General features: G+C 70.6%; 21 protein-coding genes and 1 pseudogene. 3 read left to right on the top strand and 19 right to left on the bottom strand.

Annotation, left to right across the window (positions count from 1 at the left end; genetic code table 11):
• Nucleotides 1-161 precede the first annotated feature (161 nt).
• The 9 genes from ACH4UM_RS23580 to ACH4UM_RS23540 form a co-directional block, all read right to left on the bottom strand.
• Nucleotides 162-629 (bottom strand): hypothetical protein, encoded by a 468-nt coding sequence (locus ACH4UM_RS23580; protein WP_398182551.1) that lies wholly within the window; start codon nucleotides 627-629, stop codon nucleotides 162-164.
• Entirely contained in the window at nucleotides 626-976 is a 351-nt protein-coding gene (locus ACH4UM_RS23575; RefSeq protein WP_398182548.1) for a hypothetical protein, read from the bottom strand. The genes ACH4UM_RS23580 and ACH4UM_RS23575 overlap by 4 nt, the downstream gene beginning before the upstream one ends.
• Nucleotides 973-1,152: a hypothetical protein gene (locus ACH4UM_RS23570; protein WP_398182545.1), complete on the bottom strand. Its 180-nt coding sequence runs from the start codon at nucleotides 1,150-1,152 to the stop codon at nucleotides 973-975. Before ACH4UM_RS23570 ends, ACH4UM_RS23575 begins: the two co-directional genes overlap by 4 nt.
• 26 nt (nucleotides 1,153-1,178) lie before the next feature.
• A complete protein-coding gene (locus ACH4UM_RS23565; protein WP_398182542.1) occupies nucleotides 1,179-1,421 on the bottom strand; it encodes a phiSA1p31-related protein in 243 nt (80 codons plus the stop codon).
• Entirely contained in the window at nucleotides 1,421-1,738 is a 318-nt protein-coding gene (locus ACH4UM_RS23560; RefSeq protein ID WP_398182539.1) for a hypothetical protein, read from the bottom strand. Before ACH4UM_RS23560 ends, ACH4UM_RS23565 begins: the two co-directional genes overlap by 1 nt.
• The gene (locus ACH4UM_RS23555; RefSeq protein ID WP_398182536.1) at nucleotides 1,735-2,148 is read right to left on the bottom strand and encodes a hypothetical protein; all 414 of its coding nucleotides are present in this window, start codon (nucleotides 2,146-2,148) and stop codon (nucleotides 1,735-1,737) included. The genes ACH4UM_RS23560 and ACH4UM_RS23555 overlap by 4 nt, the downstream gene beginning before the upstream one ends.
• Nucleotides 2,145-3,323, bottom strand: a complete 1,179-nt coding sequence (locus ACH4UM_RS23550) for a phage Gp37/Gp68 family protein (protein WP_398182533.1) — start codon at nucleotides 3,321-3,323, stop codon at nucleotides 2,145-2,147. The genes ACH4UM_RS23555 and ACH4UM_RS23550 overlap by 4 nt, the downstream gene beginning before the upstream one ends.
• Nucleotides 3,320-3,532, bottom strand: coding sequence for a hypothetical protein (locus tag ACH4UM_RS23545; protein WP_398182530.1), 213 nt, complete (start codon nucleotides 3,530-3,532; stop codon nucleotides 3,320-3,322). Before ACH4UM_RS23545 ends, ACH4UM_RS23550 begins: the two co-directional genes overlap by 4 nt.
• A gap of 80 nt (nucleotides 3,533-3,612) precedes the next feature.
• Nucleotides 3,613-3,843 carry a helix-turn-helix transcriptional regulator gene (locus ACH4UM_RS23540; RefSeq protein WP_398182528.1) on the bottom strand — a complete coding sequence of 77 codons (231 nt, stop codon included), beginning with the start codon at nucleotides 3,841-3,843 and terminating at the stop codon, nucleotides 3,613-3,615.
• 541 nt (nucleotides 3,844-4,384) lie between these two features.
• On the opposite strand from ACH4UM_RS23540, the gene ACH4UM_RS23535 reads away from it, so the two are divergent.
• The 3 genes from ACH4UM_RS23535 to ACH4UM_RS23525 all read left to right on the top strand — a co-directional run bounded on the left by ACH4UM_RS23535 (nucleotide 4,385) and on the right by ACH4UM_RS23525 (nucleotide 6,851).
• Entirely contained in the window at nucleotides 4,385-4,816 is a 432-nt protein-coding gene (locus ACH4UM_RS23535) for a hypothetical protein (RefSeq protein ID WP_398182525.1), read from the top strand.
• A gap of 157 nt (nucleotides 4,817-4,973) precedes the next feature.
• The gene (locus ACH4UM_RS23530; RefSeq protein WP_398182522.1) at nucleotides 4,974-5,423 is read left to right on the top strand and encodes a hypothetical protein; all 450 of its coding nucleotides are present in this window, start codon (nucleotides 4,974-4,976) and stop codon (nucleotides 5,421-5,423) included.
• A gap of 24 nt (nucleotides 5,424-5,447) precedes the next feature.
• A complete protein-coding gene (locus tag ACH4UM_RS23525) occupies nucleotides 5,448-6,851 on the top strand; it encodes a tyrosine-type recombinase/integrase (protein ID WP_398182519.1) in 1,404 nt (467 codons plus the stop codon).
• An 83-nt stretch (nucleotides 6,852-6,934) separates the two neighbouring features.
• On the opposite strand, the pseudogene ACH4UM_RS23520 reads toward ACH4UM_RS23525, so the two are convergent.
• From ACH4UM_RS23520 to ACH4UM_RS23475, 10 genes and pseudogenes are all read right to left on the bottom strand, one after another.
• Nucleotides 6,935-8,101: pseudogene (locus ACH4UM_RS23520) on the bottom strand (AAA family ATPase); the annotation flags it as partial.
• A complete protein-coding gene (locus ACH4UM_RS23515) occupies nucleotides 8,098-9,570 on the bottom strand; it encodes a 3' terminal RNA ribose 2'-O-methyltransferase Hen1 (RefSeq protein ID WP_398182930.1) in 1,473 nt (490 codons plus the stop codon). The pseudogene ACH4UM_RS23520 and the gene ACH4UM_RS23515, both read right to left, overlap by 4 nt.
• A gap of 266 nt (nucleotides 9,571-9,836) precedes the next feature.
• Nucleotides 9,837-10,760: an LLM class F420-dependent oxidoreductase gene (locus ACH4UM_RS23510; protein ID WP_398182516.1), complete on the bottom strand. Its 924-nt coding sequence runs from the start codon at nucleotides 10,758-10,760 to the stop codon at nucleotides 9,837-9,839.
• A gap of 60 nt (nucleotides 10,761-10,820) precedes the next feature.
• A complete protein-coding gene (locus tag ACH4UM_RS23505) occupies nucleotides 10,821-11,291 on the bottom strand; it encodes a DUF6099 family protein (RefSeq protein ID WP_398182513.1) in 471 nt (156 codons plus the stop codon).
• Between the two features lie 169 nt (nucleotides 11,292-11,460).
• The gene (locus tag ACH4UM_RS23500; protein WP_398182927.1) at nucleotides 11,461-11,796 is read right to left on the bottom strand and encodes a nucleotide pyrophosphohydrolase; all 336 of its coding nucleotides are present in this window, start codon (nucleotides 11,794-11,796) and stop codon (nucleotides 11,461-11,463) included.
• A gap of 190 nt (nucleotides 11,797-11,986) precedes the next feature.
• Entirely contained in the window at nucleotides 11,987-13,243 is a 1,257-nt protein-coding gene (locus ACH4UM_RS23495) for an AAA family ATPase (RefSeq protein ID WP_398182510.1), read from the bottom strand.
• Nucleotides 13,244-13,348: 105 nt separating this feature from the next.
• Complete coding sequence (locus ACH4UM_RS23490) at nucleotides 13,349-13,738, bottom strand: cell division protein SepF (RefSeq protein ID WP_398182508.1); 390 nt, start codon at nucleotides 13,736-13,738, stop codon at nucleotides 13,349-13,351.
• A gap of 180 nt (nucleotides 13,739-13,918) precedes the next feature.
• Nucleotides 13,919-14,122, bottom strand: coding sequence for a hypothetical protein (locus ACH4UM_RS23485; protein WP_398182505.1), 204 nt, complete (start codon nucleotides 14,120-14,122; stop codon nucleotides 13,919-13,921).
• A 180-nt stretch (nucleotides 14,123-14,302) separates the two neighbouring features.
• A complete protein-coding gene (locus ACH4UM_RS23480; RefSeq protein ID WP_398182502.1) occupies nucleotides 14,303-14,509 on the bottom strand; it encodes a DUF397 domain-containing protein in 207 nt (68 codons plus the stop codon).
• Nucleotides 14,491-15,333, bottom strand: coding sequence for a helix-turn-helix domain-containing protein (locus tag ACH4UM_RS23475; RefSeq protein WP_398182499.1), 843 nt, complete (start codon nucleotides 15,331-15,333; stop codon nucleotides 14,491-14,493). Before ACH4UM_RS23475 ends, ACH4UM_RS23480 begins: the two co-directional genes overlap by 19 nt.
• Nucleotides 15,334-15,485 lie beyond the last annotated feature (152 nt).

Below are 15,485 nucleotides of genomic sequence, written 5' to 3'. Positions count from 1 at the left end.
TGATCTCCAAATGGGATGCGTTGGGCCGGGCCCCGCCCTCGTCGGGGGTCGTGGAGGGCGGGGCCTCGGCTGGCCGCGGAGCGGGGGGCTGCTCCCGGCCGTCTGGGTTGTGGTCTTGTCGCCGGGCCGGCGGCCTTCGCCATCCGCGCGGCCCGGCGGGTCTAGTCGCGCTTGGCCCAGGCGGGCACGTGCGCGGGGTCGGTGCTGCCGAAGGCTTGCTGGAGGGTGAGGACGGGGATCGGCGCGGTGGCCTGGTCCTCGAGCGCCGTGGTGTCGCGGTGCATGAGCGGCACGGTGATCGCGTTCGCGTTGGCTTCGGCGGCGAGTTCGGCGCCGAACCGGAGCCGGAGTGCGGTGAGCTGGTCGCGGAGAACGTCCCGCTCCTCAGTGAGTTCGTCGATGTCAGCCTGCTGCTGTACGACGGTCGCCTCGAGCTCCGTCTGCCGGGCGCTCACCGCGGCGATGGCCCGGTCCTTGTCGTCGAGCTGCAGTTGCAGGCCGGCGATGCAGGCGTGGGCGCCGCCGAGGAGGGTCCGCAGCCGGGCCACCTCGTCGATCGCGCGGTGCTTGCGGACGGGTCGTTCGAGGCGGAGGTGGCCGAGGCGTATCGGCAGCAGGCTGATGCTCACTTCGGTTCCGTCCTCAGCTCTATGGCGGTGGTTTGCAGGAGGGTGACCGCGTGGTCTGCGCGGCGGCCGCGCTTGTCGTTCCAGGTGACGAGGCACGGCTCCTCAATGCGGGAGGTCAGTGCGCGTTCCGCGGCGGCGACGAGCGGGGAGGCCGCATAGCGGGGGGTTCCGTGCGCGGCGACGTTGAGGGCGCCGATGACGTCGACCCGGCACTTTTCGACCGGCAGTCCGGCGGCCTGCCGGGTGTCGTACAGGTGGCCCTGGCAGTGGCCTTGGGTGGCGATGACCGCAGCGGCCTTCTCGCACAGGTCGGCGACCTCAGCCCGGGTCGGGGAGGTGGTGTTCACTGGCCCTCCAAGTCGGTGTCGATGAGGCTGGCGGCGACACTGGCCTTGAAGTCGCGCCTGGTCCGCAGGGCCTGGTTCTCCTCGCGGGCGATGACCAGCAGGGCGAGCAACTCGCCCTCGCGGGCCGTGAGCAGGCGGATCGCGTGCACGCGGAGCGCATTCGTCAGACCCGCCATCGGCGACCTCCGCCGGGCCGGGGCCATCACGCTGCCTCCAGGACTTGCCGGTACAGGGCGGTGGTGGGGCGTGCGGACTCCGGGACGAGCGGCCCGTGGAGGCGGTACACGACCGGCAGTGGCAGGATCCCGGCGCCGTGGGTGTCGACCCGCAGCATCAGCGGCTCGCCGCCCTCCGTGTGCTCGCACGTCCACAGCCAGCGAGAGCCGTCCAACGCGACCTGCACACGGTCCAGGTCGATCGGCGTGCCATCCAGATCGGCGAACATCACGCCACCGCCTCAACGACGAGGGCCAGGTTGGGGGCGTAGCCGACGAGTTCGACGTGAGCGTCCGCGATGGTCGCGGTGCCGGTGAGGACGAGGGTGGTGCCGCCGCTCTGCGTGTTGTGGCGGACCTCGCCCGGGTCGATACCCAGGGCCTCACGCCACGCCTCGAACCCGCCGAGGTCACCGTGTACGGACAGGGTCAGGTAGTGCGGGTGGTGCGGCGACACACCCACGTGCGGCGCGGGCAGCTGAGGGTGGTCGGCGCTCAGGAGGCGCAGTAGGGCCAGCGGGCGGGACAGGTCAGCGAAGGTCGTCACAGCTTCCTCCCCTTGCGGAGGTCGACGAACGGGCGGGTGGTGTCATCGGCGTCGGCCGTGACGAGGAGGTGCAGGTACTCGGCGCGCTCGCCGTCGGTGGCCTGCGTCCGCAGATCGACGTGGTCGAGGGCGATGCAGGCGCCGTGGCCGTGGACCCAGACGACAGCGGTGCCGCCGAGGACGCTGGCCCGGCTGCGGGTGGTCGTCTCGATGCGGCGGGCGCTGGGGATGTCCTCAGGCCGGGCGCCGGGATAGGCAACCACCGGGGTACCGACCGGGTGGGCACGGTTCCAGGCGTCGGCCTCCACCGCGGCCTGCGGCACGTCGAGGGCGGCGAGGTCGCTGCCACCCAGCGGCACCGGCAGGCGGCCAGCGGCGGGCGCGGCGGGCAGGTCACGGATGTCGGTCATCGGGTGGCCTCCGTCGGGAACTCGTCCCAGGTGCGGCCGTCGAGCTCCCTGCCGGCACGTCCCTTGCCCCAGCGGCGGATCGCTGCCATACCCTCAGGCAAGCCGACGCGTTCGAGGGACCAGGGCTTGTGGCCGATCTCGTGCAGCCAGTAGTTCCGTTCGCCGTCCTCGAGGTACGAGTGGCCGGTGTGGACGTGGGTGGCGCCGCGGGCCTCGCTGTCCGCCTTCGCCGCGGCGAGCTCCTCGTCGGTGCCCTGCCAGCCCACCTTGGGGTCGCAGACGCGGACCTGGAAGGGAGCCGGGCCCCACTCCCCCCACTGCTTGAAGAAGAACGACACTTCAGCCTGTCCGCACTGGTCGCGAAGACTGCGCAGCCAGTCGGGGTGAACGGCTCGCGCTCCGTGGCCAGACTCACCGCCGACGATGACCCAGTCGATGCCGTGGAACTTCCGGCAGCAGCCACCGGCGTGGACGAAGGAGGCGGTCAGCCCGTGGCCTCGCTCACTGCCCAGGGTTCGCACAGCCTGCTTCAGGTCGACGGGGCCGAGGAGCGGCTCGCAGGACAGGAAGCGGACGGCGGCCGGGGTCTCCAGCAGGGCGGGGATGCGGAGGTCGGCGTACTTCTGGTTCTCGACGCTTGTGCCGATCCACACGTTCGGCAGCGGCCATCCGCTGCGGTGGTAGATGCCGTGCTCCAGACCGGGGACGTAGGTCGGGCTGTGCGAGGTGGCGGCCCACTCCATCTCGGAGCGGAAGTGCGTCCCCGGGACGCAGCCGTTGCCGCAGGTGCACAGGTCGGTGAGGATCCGGGCCGCCCGGTCCGGGCGCTTGGTCAGGATCTGATACGTGTGCTGCGGGGTTGCGGCCATCACGGCGAACACCCGGGCGAGGAACTCGCGGGGGACGCGGGCGTGGAACAGATCGCTCATGCTGTTGACGAAGACCCGGCGGGGCTTGCGCCAGCGCAGCGGCTCCGTCAGCGCGTCCGGGTGGGTGGCGACGCCGAAGCCCGGTCCCGAGGTGCGAGGGTCGCCGTCGGTCTGGTACTTGGCCTGCCCCATGCCCTTCAGGCGCTTGGCCATGGTCAGGGCGTAGCAGTTGTCGCATCCAGGGCTGATGCGGTCGCAGCCGGTGGTGGGGTTCCAGACCTCGTCAGTCCACTCGATCTTCGTCATGCCGTCACCTCCTCGATGGGCTCGTAGGAGATGCGGCCGTCGCCGTACACAGTCACCGAAGCGACCGCGCCAGTCATCGGCTCCGGAATGCCGTCGCCCTTGTACAGCAGCACCGTCAGCCTGTTGCCGAAGCCCGGCATGACGTGGATCTCGTTGACGGCACTGTCGAGGTGCTCGATCAGCGGGGAGGAGGGATGAGAGGATGGCATTGATCTGCCCTTCTGTTCACGGATGGTTGGGGTGGATCTGGCCGTTCCCGTCTGCAGCGGGGGCGGCCTCTTTGCTGCCGTCAGGCGGCAGCGCGGGCTCGATGGGGCCGGTCGTCGTCGGCGGTCTCGCCGTTCAGCCAGGCATCGAGGTCGCTGATCTTGTAGGCGTAGCGACGGCGGCCATGAAGGACGCTCTTCGGGCCGGCGCCGTCGCGGCGCCAGTTGCGGAGGGTGACGACGTGAACGCCGATGTAATCGGCGGCGTCTTGACTCCAGAGCCAGCCCTTCGGCGGCTGCGGCTTGTTCGGCATTGGTCTATTCCTCGCTCATGGGGGTTGGGGGACGAGACGTTTGGTTCAGGTTCGGAGACGCTGGGGGTGCGAAAAGGGGGAAGATCGCGCTACCGACGGCCTCCGCGAGGGCTGTGGCGTCGTCGACGTCGGCGCTGTCCTGCCGACCCGCGAGGAGGTTTTCTATGACCCCCTTGCTGACACCCGACTCTTCAGCCAGGTCGCGGATCGAGAAGGACCGGCCTCGGCCCGGGAAGTCCATGTAGTGCCTGAAGATCTCGACGCTGCGTATGGTCCAGCGTCTGCTTGCACGTCGGCTCACTTTGCCCCCGAGTGGTGCGGTTGGTTGCACAACATAGGAAAGCACAGTGGAGCCGATTCGTCTACAGTTCCGAGACGATCCGGGGTCGAGTATCGGTACGAGTTCTGGCTAGATAACATCGATCTGTAGACGAAGTGTCTCGGATCCAGGAAGGTTGTACGGGCTGAGCTGGTAATTTTCGGGAGCTCATCCGTACCCATAGAGACAGCCGGTGTGAAGGTGACGCGAGAGGAAGAGGACATGACGGCAGCGGCCCCCGACCGGGCGACCGGTACGGACGAGCCGAGTCCCCGCGGTGCGCTCTCACAGCTCATCCAGGACGCCAACGACCGCGGCCTCTCCTACGCCAAGATGTCCCAGCGCGCCGTCGACCCGGAATCCGGCACCAAGCTGTCCAAGCCCTACCTCCAGCGGCTCGTCACCAACCCGCCGGCCAATGCGCCCAGCCCCGCCCAGCTGAAGGCTCTTGCCGCCGCTCTCCATGCCAGTGAGCGGCGCGTCAAGGCCGCCGCCGCGGCGCAGTGGCTGGAATATGAGGCCACAGAGCTGGCGGGCTACAACGACGACGTGCGCATCATCGTCAGCCACCTCGGGAACATGCCCGAGTCTGAGCTGCGCCGTTGGCGGGCGATGATCGAGGCTGACGAGCGGGCGCGACACGAGAACGACTAGCGGAGATCATCCCGGTGCGACCAAGGGTGACCGGATAAGTCCCTAAGTAGACATTCACTTCAACGGATTGTCGACGCCTGCTCACGGGGCGTACCCTTCCACAACCGTGCGCGTTCGGCTCATTACGCTCGCGCGCACCGTACCAACGGGAGGGCGCATGCTGCGTGTCGTGTACAAAGCCACCAACGACCTCAAGCCGGGCCAGATCGTCGTCATAGAGGAAACCCGCGGACAGGTCACCATCAAGCTCCGCGAAGGCGCCGTCGCCGACGACTACCTCCCCCCGCTGAACGCGGCCCTCGAGTACTTCGTCAACCAGTGCAGCTGGTTCCAGATCTGGCGGGGTCAGATCATCAGCGCCAACTCACCCGGCAGCCCCCTCACCGTCCAGTTCGAAGCAGACCCCGACGTCGACCGCATCCAGGCTGTCCACATCCGCGAGTCCCAGGGTGTCGTCCGTCTGCACGTCTGCCCCGAGCTGACCGCCGACGACCTCGCCCGCGCCGTGAACCCCCCCATAGAGCTGTTCCTGCGCGGCGGTCAGTGGTTCCAGCTGTGGCAGGGTGAGATCGTCACGATGGACGACCCGGGCAGCACCGCTGCCTGACCCGCACCATCCAGGGGGTACCGCATGGCCGGCTATATCGAGGATCGCTGGTACAAGAAGGGCCCGGACGGCAAGCGGACCATCCCCACCGACCGCTGCAACCAGGGCAAGCGCTACCGGGTTGCGGGCGTCCCTGGCGTGAAGGACCGCAGCTTCGCCAAGCTCACCGGGATCGACGGGGCGAAGGCGTGGCTGGCGAAGGCTCAGCACGAGTCCTCCCGCGGCGAGTTCATCGACCCGCGTGATGGCACCATGCTGCTGCGGGAGTACGTCGAGGAACACTGGTGGCCCAACCAGGACTATCCCGACCCGATCACCAGGGCCACGATCAAGGGCAAGGTGTGGAACCACATCCTCACCCACCTTGGTTCCAAATCGCTCAACACGATCAAGACGCCGCAGTTGCGGGCCTGGCTGAAGACGCTCAACGCTCAACTCGGGCCGGGCACGGTCAACGATGTGTGGGGCGCGCTCTCCGCGATTCTGCAGGCCGCCGTCGACGACGAGCGGATCACCAAGAACTACTGCCGCTCACAGAAGACTGTGCGACCGCCGGCCCGGCCCGAGCCGCGGGCGAGCGCGTGGTCGCGTGAGCGGGTGCTACTGGTGCGGTCGCTGATCGACCCTCGGGTGCAGCTCGCTGTCGACCTGGGCGTGGGTGCCGGGCTTCGGCAGGGAGAAGTGTTCGGCCTCGCCCTCGAGGACATCGACTTCGACTCCCAGGTGATCCATGTGCAGAGGCAGATAAAGAAGGTGGGGTCGAAACTCGTGTACGCCCTGCCGAAGGGCCGCAAGACCCGGACCGTGCCAGTACCGGCCCATCTGCTGACCAGGGTGCGGGAGCATCTCGAGCAGTGGCCGGCTCGGGCGGTGACGCTGCCGTGGGGGGATCCGGAAGAGGGCGAGACGGAGAAGGAGTTGAAGGAGCGGGCGCCACGCACCTACCAGCTGCTGCTGACGGCTGTGCGGGGCGGGGCCTGGCGGCGGGACTACTTCAACGACTCCTTCTGGAAGCCTGCACTCGAGGCGGCCGGGCTGGTCGCACCACCCGAGGAGACGAAGCGGCCGATCGCCGGGAAGCCGGGCAGGTTCCGCACGGTGAAGCGGTATGCGGAGGACCGGGAGATGGGCTTCCATTCGCTGCGTCACACGTTTGCGTCGGTGCAGCTGGACGCGCGGGAGTCGGTTGTGTCAGTCTCGAAGTGGCTGGGCCATGCGGATCCGTCGATCACACTCCGGATCTACGCGCACATGATGCCCGAGGCGGATGGCCGGGGCCGCACCGCGATGCAGAACTGGTTCGAGGGAAGCCCGAAAAAGATCTCCCCAGCCGCTCCCCAAGAAATGGAAGCGTCGGTTCCGTCGCCTGCTCCGTCACGTGAAGCGGCATCGGTGGGCGCCTCAGCTGAGGTAGCAGCAGCGCTCTGACCTGGTGTTTCCTTGAGATCTGCTCAGGATGCGGTGGCTTCGACGGGGTGTTGGCGAGGTGCTCTGGTGGCTGGTGGGGCGATGTCGTGCCAGATGGTGTTGTTCAGCCAGGTGGCCTCCGGGACCGGAGTGTGACCGTAGACCACGGCCGCCCGCCCCCGGTAGTCCTCCGCCCACGGGTAGCGCACCGGGAGCCCGAACTCGTCCGTCTCCCCGGTGGTGTCGCCGTAGAGCGCGTGCGAGCGCACCCGGCCGGAGGTGCGGCCGTGGTACTTCTCGGGCAGACCGGCGTGGCAGACGACCAGCCGTCCGCCGTCGAGGACGTAGTGGCTGACCAGGCCGTCGATGAACTCCCGTACCCGCGCCCTGAACTCCTCGCTCTCGCCCTCCATCTGCGCGACGGTCTCGGCGAGCCCGTGGGTGTGCTGGACCTTGCGGCCCTTGAGGTGACGCCCGTACTTGTTCTCGTGGTTGCCCGGCACGCACAGCGCGTCGCCCGACTCCACCATGGACATCACGCGGCGCAGTACGCCCGGGGTGTCCGGGCCGCGGTCGACCAGGTCGCCGACGAACACCGCCGTACGGCCCTCCGGGTGCACGCCGTCCGCGTAGCCCAGCTTGCCCAGCAGCGCCTCCAGTTCGGCGGCGCAGCCGTGGATGTCGCCGATGATGTCGAGCGGCCCGGTGAGGTGGGTGAGATCGTTGAAGCGCTTCTCGGTGACGACCGAGGCGTTCTCCACCTCCTCGGCTCCGCGCAGCACGTGCACCTTGCGGAAGCCCTCGCGCTCCAGGTGCCTGAGTGAGCGCCGCAGTTCGCGGATGTGCCGCTGGATCACCCGGCGTGGCATGTCCGCCCGGTCGGAGCGGGCCGCGTTGCGCTCGGCGCACACCTCCTCGGGCACGTCGAGCACGATGGCTATGGGCAGCACGTCGTGCTTCTTCGCCAGGTCGATCAGCTGCCGGCGGGCGTCCTGCTGCACGCTGGTGGCGTCGACGACGGTACGGCGGCCGGCCGCCAGGCGTTTGCCGGCGATGTAGTGCAGGACGTCGAAGGCGTCGCGGGTGGCGCTCTGGTCGTTCTCGTCGTCGCCGACCAGGCCGCGGCAGAAGTCCGAGGAGATGACCTCGGTGGGCCTGAAGTGGCGGCGGGCGAAGGTGGACTTGCCCGAGCCGGAGGCGCCGACGAGGACGACCAGGGAGAGGTCGGTGACGGGCAGGACGCGCCCCTGCCGTGTGCTGTGCCCGGTCATGCCGCCTTCGCCTCCTTCTTGTCGTTGCCGCCGCTCAGGGTGAGGACGGCCATCTGGGTGGGCGGGCCGACCTCGGGGTCGTCGGGGCCGATCGGCCGGAACTCCACCTGGTAGCCGTGGCGTTCGGCCACCGTGCCCGCCCAGGCCCGGAACTGCTCGCGCGTCCACTCGAAACGGTGGTCGCCGTGCCGGGTGTGGCCGGCCGGGAGGGTCTCCCAGCGGACGTTGTACTCGGCGTTCGGGGTGGTCACGAGGACCGTGCGGGGGCGGGCCGCGCCGAACACCGCGTACTCCAGGGCGGGCAGCCGGGGCAGGTCGAGGTGTTCGATCACCTCGCTGAGCACGGCGGCGTCGTATCCCTTGAGCCTGTTGTCGGTGTAGACGAGCGAGCCCTGCAGCAGCCCGACCCGGTTGGCCTGCCGCTCCCCCATGCGGTCCAGCTTCAGCCGCCGGGCGGCGATGGTGAGGGCCCGTACGGACACGTCGACGCCGACGATCTCGGTGAACCGCACGTCCTTCAGCAGTGCCTGCACCAACTGGCCCTGCCCGCAGCCGAGGTCGAGCACCCGGGCCGCGCCGGACTCCTTCAGTGCCGCGACGATCGCGTCCCGGCGCTGCACGGCGAGCGGCGTCGGCTTCTCCTCGGTCCCGGTCTCCGCCGCCACCGCGTTGTCGAGCTCCTCGACCTCGCTGTCGTCCGACTCGGCCAGCCGCACCAGTTCCAGGCGCTCCATGGCCTCGCGGGTGAGCGACCAGCGGCGGGAGAGGTAGCGGCTGGTGATCAGCTTCTGCTCCGGATGCCCGGGCAGCCAGCCCTCCCCGGCCCGCAGCAGCTTGTCGACCTCGTCGGCGGAGACCCAGTAGTGCTTGGCGTCGTCCAGGACGGGGAGCAGGACGTACAGGTGGCGCAGTGCCTCGGCCACGGTCACCGCCTCGGACCGAAGCACCAGGCGCACGTACCGCGAGTCCCCCCACTGCGGGAACTCGGTGTCCAGTGCGACCGGTTCGGCCGTCACGGTCCAGCCGAGGGGCTCGAACAGCCGCCGTACGAGGTCGGGGCCGCCGCGGGCGGGCAGCGCCGGCACCTCGACGCGGAGCGGGCGGGTCTGCGCGGGCAGTTCGGGGCGCGCGTGGCACACCCCGCGCATCGCGCTGGAGAACACGCTCCTCAGCGCCACGGCGAGCAGCGAGGAGGCGGCGTAGGGGCGGTCGTTGACGTACTGCGCGAGTGCCGCGTCGGGTGCGCCGCCGCGGCCCTTTCCCTTGCCGCGCCGGGCCAGTGCCACCGTGTCCACCTCCAGCAGCAGCGCCGCCGTGCAGCGCTCGGCGCCGGCCTCGGGGTAGAGGACGTGCGCCCTGCCGTGGGAGGTGGAGAACGCCTGCGCCTTGTCGGGGTGCTTGTGCAGCAGGAACCCCAGGTCGGTCGCGGGGCGTTCGGGAGTGCCGGTGGTGGTGATGGTGATGGTCAGGAACATGCGGAGGGCCTCTCCGGCTGGACGGACGACTGCGGTGCCGTACGCGCGAAAGCCCCCGAGGGCGGTGCTCCCGGGGGCTCGGCAGGACGACGCTCTCACCTTGGCACAGGGCGCGCCACCGGTGCCTTCCTTTATTCGCCGGTGCTCCGGGGGTGCCGGCGGTTCGGGCGGTTCGCGGCGCACCGCGTCCTCGTTCCCGCCGGGCGTGGTCCCCTCCCGGAAGGGGTGAGCGGTCCCGGCACCGCCGGGCGCCCGATCCGCTACGACAGCTGCGACTGCACCTGGGACGAGATCAGCTCCAGGTGGTCCGGATCGGAGAGGTCGAGGATCTGGAGGTAGATCCGCCGGGAGCCGATCGCGACGTAGCGGCCGATCTTGTCGACGACCTCGGCGGGGGAGCCTGCCAGGCCGTTGGCCTTCAGCTCGTCGACCTCGCGGCCGATCGCGGCGGCCCGGCGGGCCACCTCCTGGTCGTCGCGGCCGACGCAGGCCACCAGGGCGTTGGAGTACGTGATGTCGCCGGCGCCGCGGCCGGCCGCCTCGGCGGCGGCCCGCACGCGGCCGAACTGGCGCTCGCTGTCCTCGATCGAGGCGAAGGGGATGTTGAACTCGTCCGCGTACTGGGCGGCGAGCCGCGGGGTGCGGGTCGCGCCGTGGCCGCCGATGAGCACGGGGATCTTCGCCTGCGCGGGCTTGGGCAGCGCGGGCGAACCGGTGAGTTCGTAGTACTTTCCGCGGAAGTCGAAGGTCTTGCCGACCTCCGTCGCCCACAGGCCGGTGACGATGGCCAGCTGCTCCTCCAGGCGGGCGAACTTCTCCTTCGGGAACGGGATGCCGTACGCCTTGTGCTCCTCCTCGAACCAGCCCGCGCCCAGGCCCAGCTCGACCCGGCCGCCGGACATCCGGTCGACCTGGGCGACCTGGATGGCGAGCACGCCCGGCAGCCGGAAGGTGCCGGCCGTCATCAGCGTGCCGAGGCGGATGCGCCTGGTCTCGCGGGCGAGTCCGGCGAGGGTGATCCAGGCGTCGGTGGGGCCGGGCAGGCCGTCCACGCTGCCCATGCGCAGATAGTGGTCGGAGCGGAAGAAGGCGTCGAAGCCGAGGTCCTCGGTGGCCTTCGCCACGGTGAGCAGGGTGTCGTAGGTGGCCCCCTGCTGGGGCTCGGTGAAGATACGAAGATCCATGTCTCCATCCTGCACGCCGAGGGGCCCGTCCACTCGGCGGCCCGTCACGTGGCGCGGGGTTCAGCCCACTTCCCGCTCCGGCAGGGCCTCCTCTCTCGCCGCGAGTTTGCGCAGCATCTCGTGGACCCGGTCCCGGGACTCGTCCGCGGCGTCGATCGCCTCCATGCACTGCCAGTACGTCCCCTCGTCGGCCGCCGAACTGGCGATGCCGACCAGGGCGATGCCGACCTCGCCGAGCAGCACGCCGAGGCACAGCAACGCGTGGCGGGCGTCGTCCAGTTCGGTCAGCTGGGCCGCACGTAAGTCACCGGGGTCGAGGTCCGGCACGTCCAGCACTCCACAGCCACGGCCCGCCAGCTCCGTCAACCCCAGTGCTTCGCCCCGCAGTTCGGGCGGACCGGAGACGGCCAGGCGGCTGCCGATCGCCTGCGCCAGGGCCTGCGCCTGCCACACCTCCGTCAGGGTGCCAGGGGGCTCGCCGCTCGCCGCCAGGGCACGCCTGCTCGCCAGGATGAGCCACACCGCGTCCATGCGCTGTCCCCGTCTCTCCCGACGTGCTTCTCGCACGTCCGCCCGAACTCCGTCGTCCACTACCCAGAGTGAAGGTGTGTGGGACGAAAAGCCAGAGGAAGGCGGAAATCTGCGGACAACAAATCGATTTCGGCTCGGTGAACGACTTCGGAGAGTGATAGTGGAGTGATTAGTTCCCCTCCGGACCGCCCGGCTCCCCCGGCGCCGGGAACCTCCGCTCGTTGCGGTCGATCTTCGCCGCCAGCGCCGCCAGCGGATCGACGCCGAGCACCTCGCACAGTTGCAGCAGATACGCGAGCACGTCGGCGACCTCGTCCCGCACACGGTGCGCGGTCCCCGGGTCGGCCATGACGCGGGCCGACTCCTCCGGGGTCAACCACTGGAAGATCTCGACCAGTTCGGACGCCTCCACGCTGAGCGCGGCGACCAGGTTCTTCGGCGTGTGGTACGGCTGCCAGTCGCGTGCGGCGGCGAACTCGGCCAGCCGGCGCTGCAGAGCGGCCAGGTCGGGCCGCGCGCGGTCCTCGGGGTGCCGCGGTTCGGTGTCCTCGGGGTGCTGCGGTGCGCGGTCCTCAGGGCCCAGCGGTGCGGGGTTGTCAGAGCCTGGCCGTGCGCGGTTGCCAGGGCCTTGCGGTGCACGGTTGCCAGGGCCTTGCGGTGCACGGTTGCCAGGGTGCTGCGGTGTGCTGCGGTTGTCAGGGTGTTCGGTCACGGCACAGATCTACCACCCGCGCGGCCGGCTCCTCGCCCGCCCAGGAGGCGTCACTGACCGCCGCCGTCAGCCGGATGTGCCCGCGTTCGCACATCCGCGCCGCCAGCCCCAGCAGCGCGGCGCGCTGCCCGGGGTCCAGCCCCCGGTCCAGGCCGTCGGCGAGCACGGTGAGCGTCTGCAGGGCCGCGGGCACCTCGCCCACCGGATCGACCTCCAGCACCCCGGGACCGGTCAGCAGCACCAGGGCCAGTGCGGCGTACCGCAACTCGCCGTCGCCCAGCCGCTCGAACCCGGTGCGCATGCCGTCCCCGCGGTCCAGCACCGCCCGTACCCGGCCGTCGCCCACCGGCTCGGCGAGCACGTCGGCCACCGGGCCGGCGCAGCCGGCGCGCACCGCCGCCACGAACAGCCCGTGCCGTCGCCCGCACTCGGTGCGGGTGCGCCACAGGACGTCGGCGAGGTTGTCGCACCCGCGCAGCAGCCGGCCGGCGCCGAGGGGTGCGGGCACCCGCATCCGGCCGGGCAGCGGATCGCAGGCGAACACCGACCGCAGGGCGACCACCGTCTGCTCGGCGGCGGCCAGGACCCGCCGCTGCCCGTCGGTCTTCCCGGCCACCCGGAGTGGCAGCAGCGCGGTGCCGAGCCGGTCGTCGGGCAGCGGCGCCCGGGTCACCGGCGTGGAGCCGGCGGTGTACCAGGCGGCCTGGACGGTCCGCCGCCCCGGGTCGCGCAGCGCGGTCTCCAGCAGGACCAGCTCACCGGCCGTCAACCGCTCCCCCACGATCCGCAGTTCGGGCTCGGCCTGGACGGCGACGTCCAGCCGCACCGGGCCCTGGGGACCGTCCGCCGTACAGCCGATGCGAAAGCCGCGGCGGCGCTGGGCGTCGGGCCGGGCGCGCTCGGGCACACAGCCCCCGGGGTCCGCGAAGACCTCGCCGAGTTCGGCCCCGCCGCCCAGCAGGGCGAGCGCCTCGTACGCCCGCAGCGCGCTGCTCTTGCCGCAGCCGCTGGGCCCCGCGAGAAGGGTGAGCGGTCCGAGCGGGAAACGGGCCTTGCGGTGCCCGGCGAAGGCGGACAGCCGCAGCTCGGTGACGCGCGGCCGGTCCGGCCGGTCCGGCCGATCCGGCTCGTTTGCGTCGCTCGCCCTGGACGGGCGTTCGGGCAGCGGCGGTTGCCCGGTGGGGCCGGGAAGCCGGGCGGAGGACGGGACAGACGCGGAGAAGGCGGAGAATGCGGGCATGTCCGGACGGTAGGGCGCGGCCGCCCGGGCGAACCGTTCCGCCCGCGCGGCCTTCCTACGATCGGGGGTGGTGCCGCGGCACGGCACCGGCACCCGGCCCACGGTTCACGCCCCGGGGACCGCCGCCCCCTCCATGAGGCCGCTGACCTCGGTGCCGGGTGGCGTCAGAAGGAACACGTTGCGGTCGACCCGGTGCATGCCGCTGCCCAGCCCGAAGACGACACCGGTGCTGAAGTCCAGGACGCGCTTGGCGACCTCGTTCTCGGCCCCGGTGAGGTCCAGGAGCACCGGGGCACCCGCCATCACCGTCTCCGCGACGTCGCGGGCGTCCGCGAACACATTGACCCGGAGGACGACGAAGCGGCGCCGGGTCTCGGTCACCGCCTCGGGAGGCGCACGGTGGTTCACCGCGGACGGCCAGGCGTCGCGGCCCCGCAACGGGACGACCTGGGCGAGCCCCTCCCACTGTTCATCGGTGACGTCGTGGCCGTTCACCGGCTCCCCCTGACCTGACTCGCACTCATCGCCTGCACCAGCCAATTCTTAACCCACATCACCCGTTCGGCCCAACAGCGACACGGTCCGCGACCGGCCGTTCCGACCGCGGTGCCGCTCGCGGTGGCGCCTGTCGTGGCCACCCGGTCGCGGCTTCTCACCGCGCTCACACCGCACTCTTCACTGCTGGCCGCCGCCCTGCCGGCCGTCTTCGTGCTCTTCGTGCGGTGCCTGGGCCCGGCGGCCCGCCTCGGCCGCCTGTGTCTCCGGGCCGGCCCTGCAGGTGACCGACACCGGGGACAGCGCCCTCACCCCGCACTTCATGCTCACCGCGGACCAGGGGATGAGCAGATTCTGGTCCCTCGCGCATGGCCCGGCCACCATCGCCGCACACACCACGGCCCAACTCGAACTGAGGCCCCCCGACGGCAGGTTCATCCTGCCCGGCCGCCATGCCCGAGTCCGCCTGCGCGCCTTCACGGCCGCGCCGCAGACGCTGTCCGGCCAGGACATCGGACCGGCCCTGCCGAAGACGGGCCGACGGCCCCACCGCCCCTCAGGCGCTCAGCTGCCCGTCCCGGCCTTCACGGCGGAGACGAACGCCGACCACCCCTGCGCCGCGAACATGATCACGGGCCCGTTCGGATTCTTGCTGTCGCGCACCGGGACGGTGGTGGCGAAGTCGCCGGAGACCTCGACGCAGGCGCCACCGTCCTGATTGCTGTAACTGCTCCTACGCCACGACACAGCACTCAAGTCGACGATTCGCACGGCGCCTCCTCCAACTTGCGCAGGATGTACTTCCGCGACTCGGCAGGGGACAAGGCCAGGTCGCGCACAGAATCGTACGCTTTCTGCAGGCGCACAACCGGCGCGGTCTCCTCGATCAGTTCGCCCCGGTAGCCATTCTCGGTGTACGCCACCATACGGCCGTCCGGGAGCAGCAAGTACCACACGTCGAAGCCCATCAGCGCGTGCAGGCCAGCGCTGTTGGGCAACACGTGGACGGTCACGTTCTCACGGTCCGCGATGGCCAGAAGGTGTTCCAGTTGTGCCCGCCACTCCTCCGCATCTCGCAGCGGCGTCAGCAAAGCGGCCTCCGAGAGAATCGTCCGGAACGGCGGCGCGTACTCACCCTCCAGCAGCTCCCGCCGCCCCATGCGTGCCTCGACCTGCTGATTCAGCTCTTCGCCCTTGAGACCGCCCGCTGCCAGCAGTTCCCGTGCGTACCCCGGCGTCTGCAGCAGGCCGGGCAGAAAGCTGACCGCGAAGTGCCACAGGCTGGTCGCCTCCGCCTCCAGGGTCATGTAACGCCGGTACTGCTCACGGAACAACGTGTTGTCCGCCCTTGCCAACTCCCACAGTGCCAGCAGAAGCCCCGGCGTCCCGTAGTAGTGGTCGAGCGCCTGGATGACCTCCGGACCGCCCAGGGTCTCCCCCTTCTCCATCTTCCCGAACAACGACCAGTCCCAGCCGAGCCGTTCACCGAGCTGTCGCAGAGTGTCACCGCGTTCGGCCCGCAACTGCCGTAGCTCCTCGGCGAACCGCGTGCGCGGCTCCTGGCTGCGGCCCGTGACAAGGCGGCGCTGGGGCATGGTGACTCCCGTGTGGACGTTGTGGAACGTGGGTCATCCGGCGGGGAACGAGAGCGCGTCGACGCCGCACAGCAGCGCACGCGGGCCGCATTCTCGTAACGCCCCCGCTACGCACCGTAATTCACCGGCTGCGAAGGCGGCGGCGGATCCGC

The sequence above is a fragment of the Streptomyces sp. NPDC020801 genome (assembly GCF_044334385.1).
In the GTDB taxonomy this organism is placed as follows: Bacteria; Actinomycetota; Actinomycetes; order Streptomycetales; family Streptomycetaceae; genus Streptomyces.
This window is presented reverse-complemented; position numbering and strand designations above follow the sequence as displayed.

What these genes read in the sequence shown, in the direction of transcription:
- ACH4UM_RS23495 (WP_398182510.1), bottom strand. Translation starts at nt 13,243, where the DNA reads ATGCCCGCATTCTCCGCCTTCTCCGCGTCTGTCCCGTCCTCCGCCCGG.
- ACH4UM_RS23485 (WP_398182505.1), bottom strand. Translation starts at nt 14,122, where the DNA reads ATGGTGGCCGGGCCATGCGCGAGGGACCAGAATCTGCTCATCCCCTGG.
- ACH4UM_RS23565 (WP_398182542.1), bottom strand. Translation starts at nt 1,421, where the DNA reads ATGTTCGCCGATCTGGATGGCACGCCGATCGACCTGGACCGTGTGCAG.
- ACH4UM_RS23545 (WP_398182530.1), bottom strand. Translation starts at nt 3,532, where the DNA reads ATGCCATCCTCTCATCCCTCCTCCCCGCTGATCGAGCACCTCGACAGT.
- ACH4UM_RS23535 (WP_398182525.1), top strand. Translation starts at nt 4,385, where the DNA reads ATGACGGCAGCGGCCCCCGACCGGGCGACCGGTACGGACGAGCCGAGT.
- ACH4UM_RS23510 (WP_398182516.1), bottom strand. Translation starts at nt 10,760, where the DNA reads ATGGATCTTCGTATCTTCACCGAGCCCCAGCAGGGGGCCACCTACGAC.
- ACH4UM_RS23505 (WP_398182513.1), bottom strand. Translation starts at nt 11,291, where the DNA reads ATGGACGCGGTGTGGCTCATCCTGGCGAGCAGGCGTGCCCTGGCGGCG.
- ACH4UM_RS23475 (WP_398182499.1), bottom strand. Translation starts at nt 15,333, where the DNA reads ATGCCCCAGCGCCGCCTTGTCACGGGCCGCAGCCAGGAGCCGCGCACG.
- ACH4UM_RS23525 (WP_398182519.1), top strand. Translation starts at nt 5,448, where the DNA reads ATGGCCGGCTATATCGAGGATCGCTGGTACAAGAAGGGCCCGGACGGC.
- ACH4UM_RS23555 (WP_398182536.1), bottom strand. Translation starts at nt 2,148, where the DNA reads ATGACCGACATCCGTGACCTGCCCGCCGCGCCCGCCGCTGGCCGCCTG.
- ACH4UM_RS23550 (WP_398182533.1), bottom strand. Translation starts at nt 3,323, where the DNA reads ATGACGAAGATCGAGTGGACTGACGAGGTCTGGAACCCCACCACCGGC.
- ACH4UM_RS23540 (WP_398182528.1), bottom strand. Translation starts at nt 3,843, where the DNA reads ATGCCGAACAAGCCGCAGCCGCCGAAGGGCTGGCTCTGGAGTCAAGAC.
- ACH4UM_RS23570 (WP_398182545.1), bottom strand. Translation starts at nt 1,152, where the DNA reads ATGGCGGGTCTGACGAATGCGCTCCGCGTGCACGCGATCCGCCTGCTC.
- ACH4UM_RS23530 (WP_398182522.1), top strand. Translation starts at nt 4,974, where the DNA reads ATGCTGCGTGTCGTGTACAAAGCCACCAACGACCTCAAGCCGGGCCAG.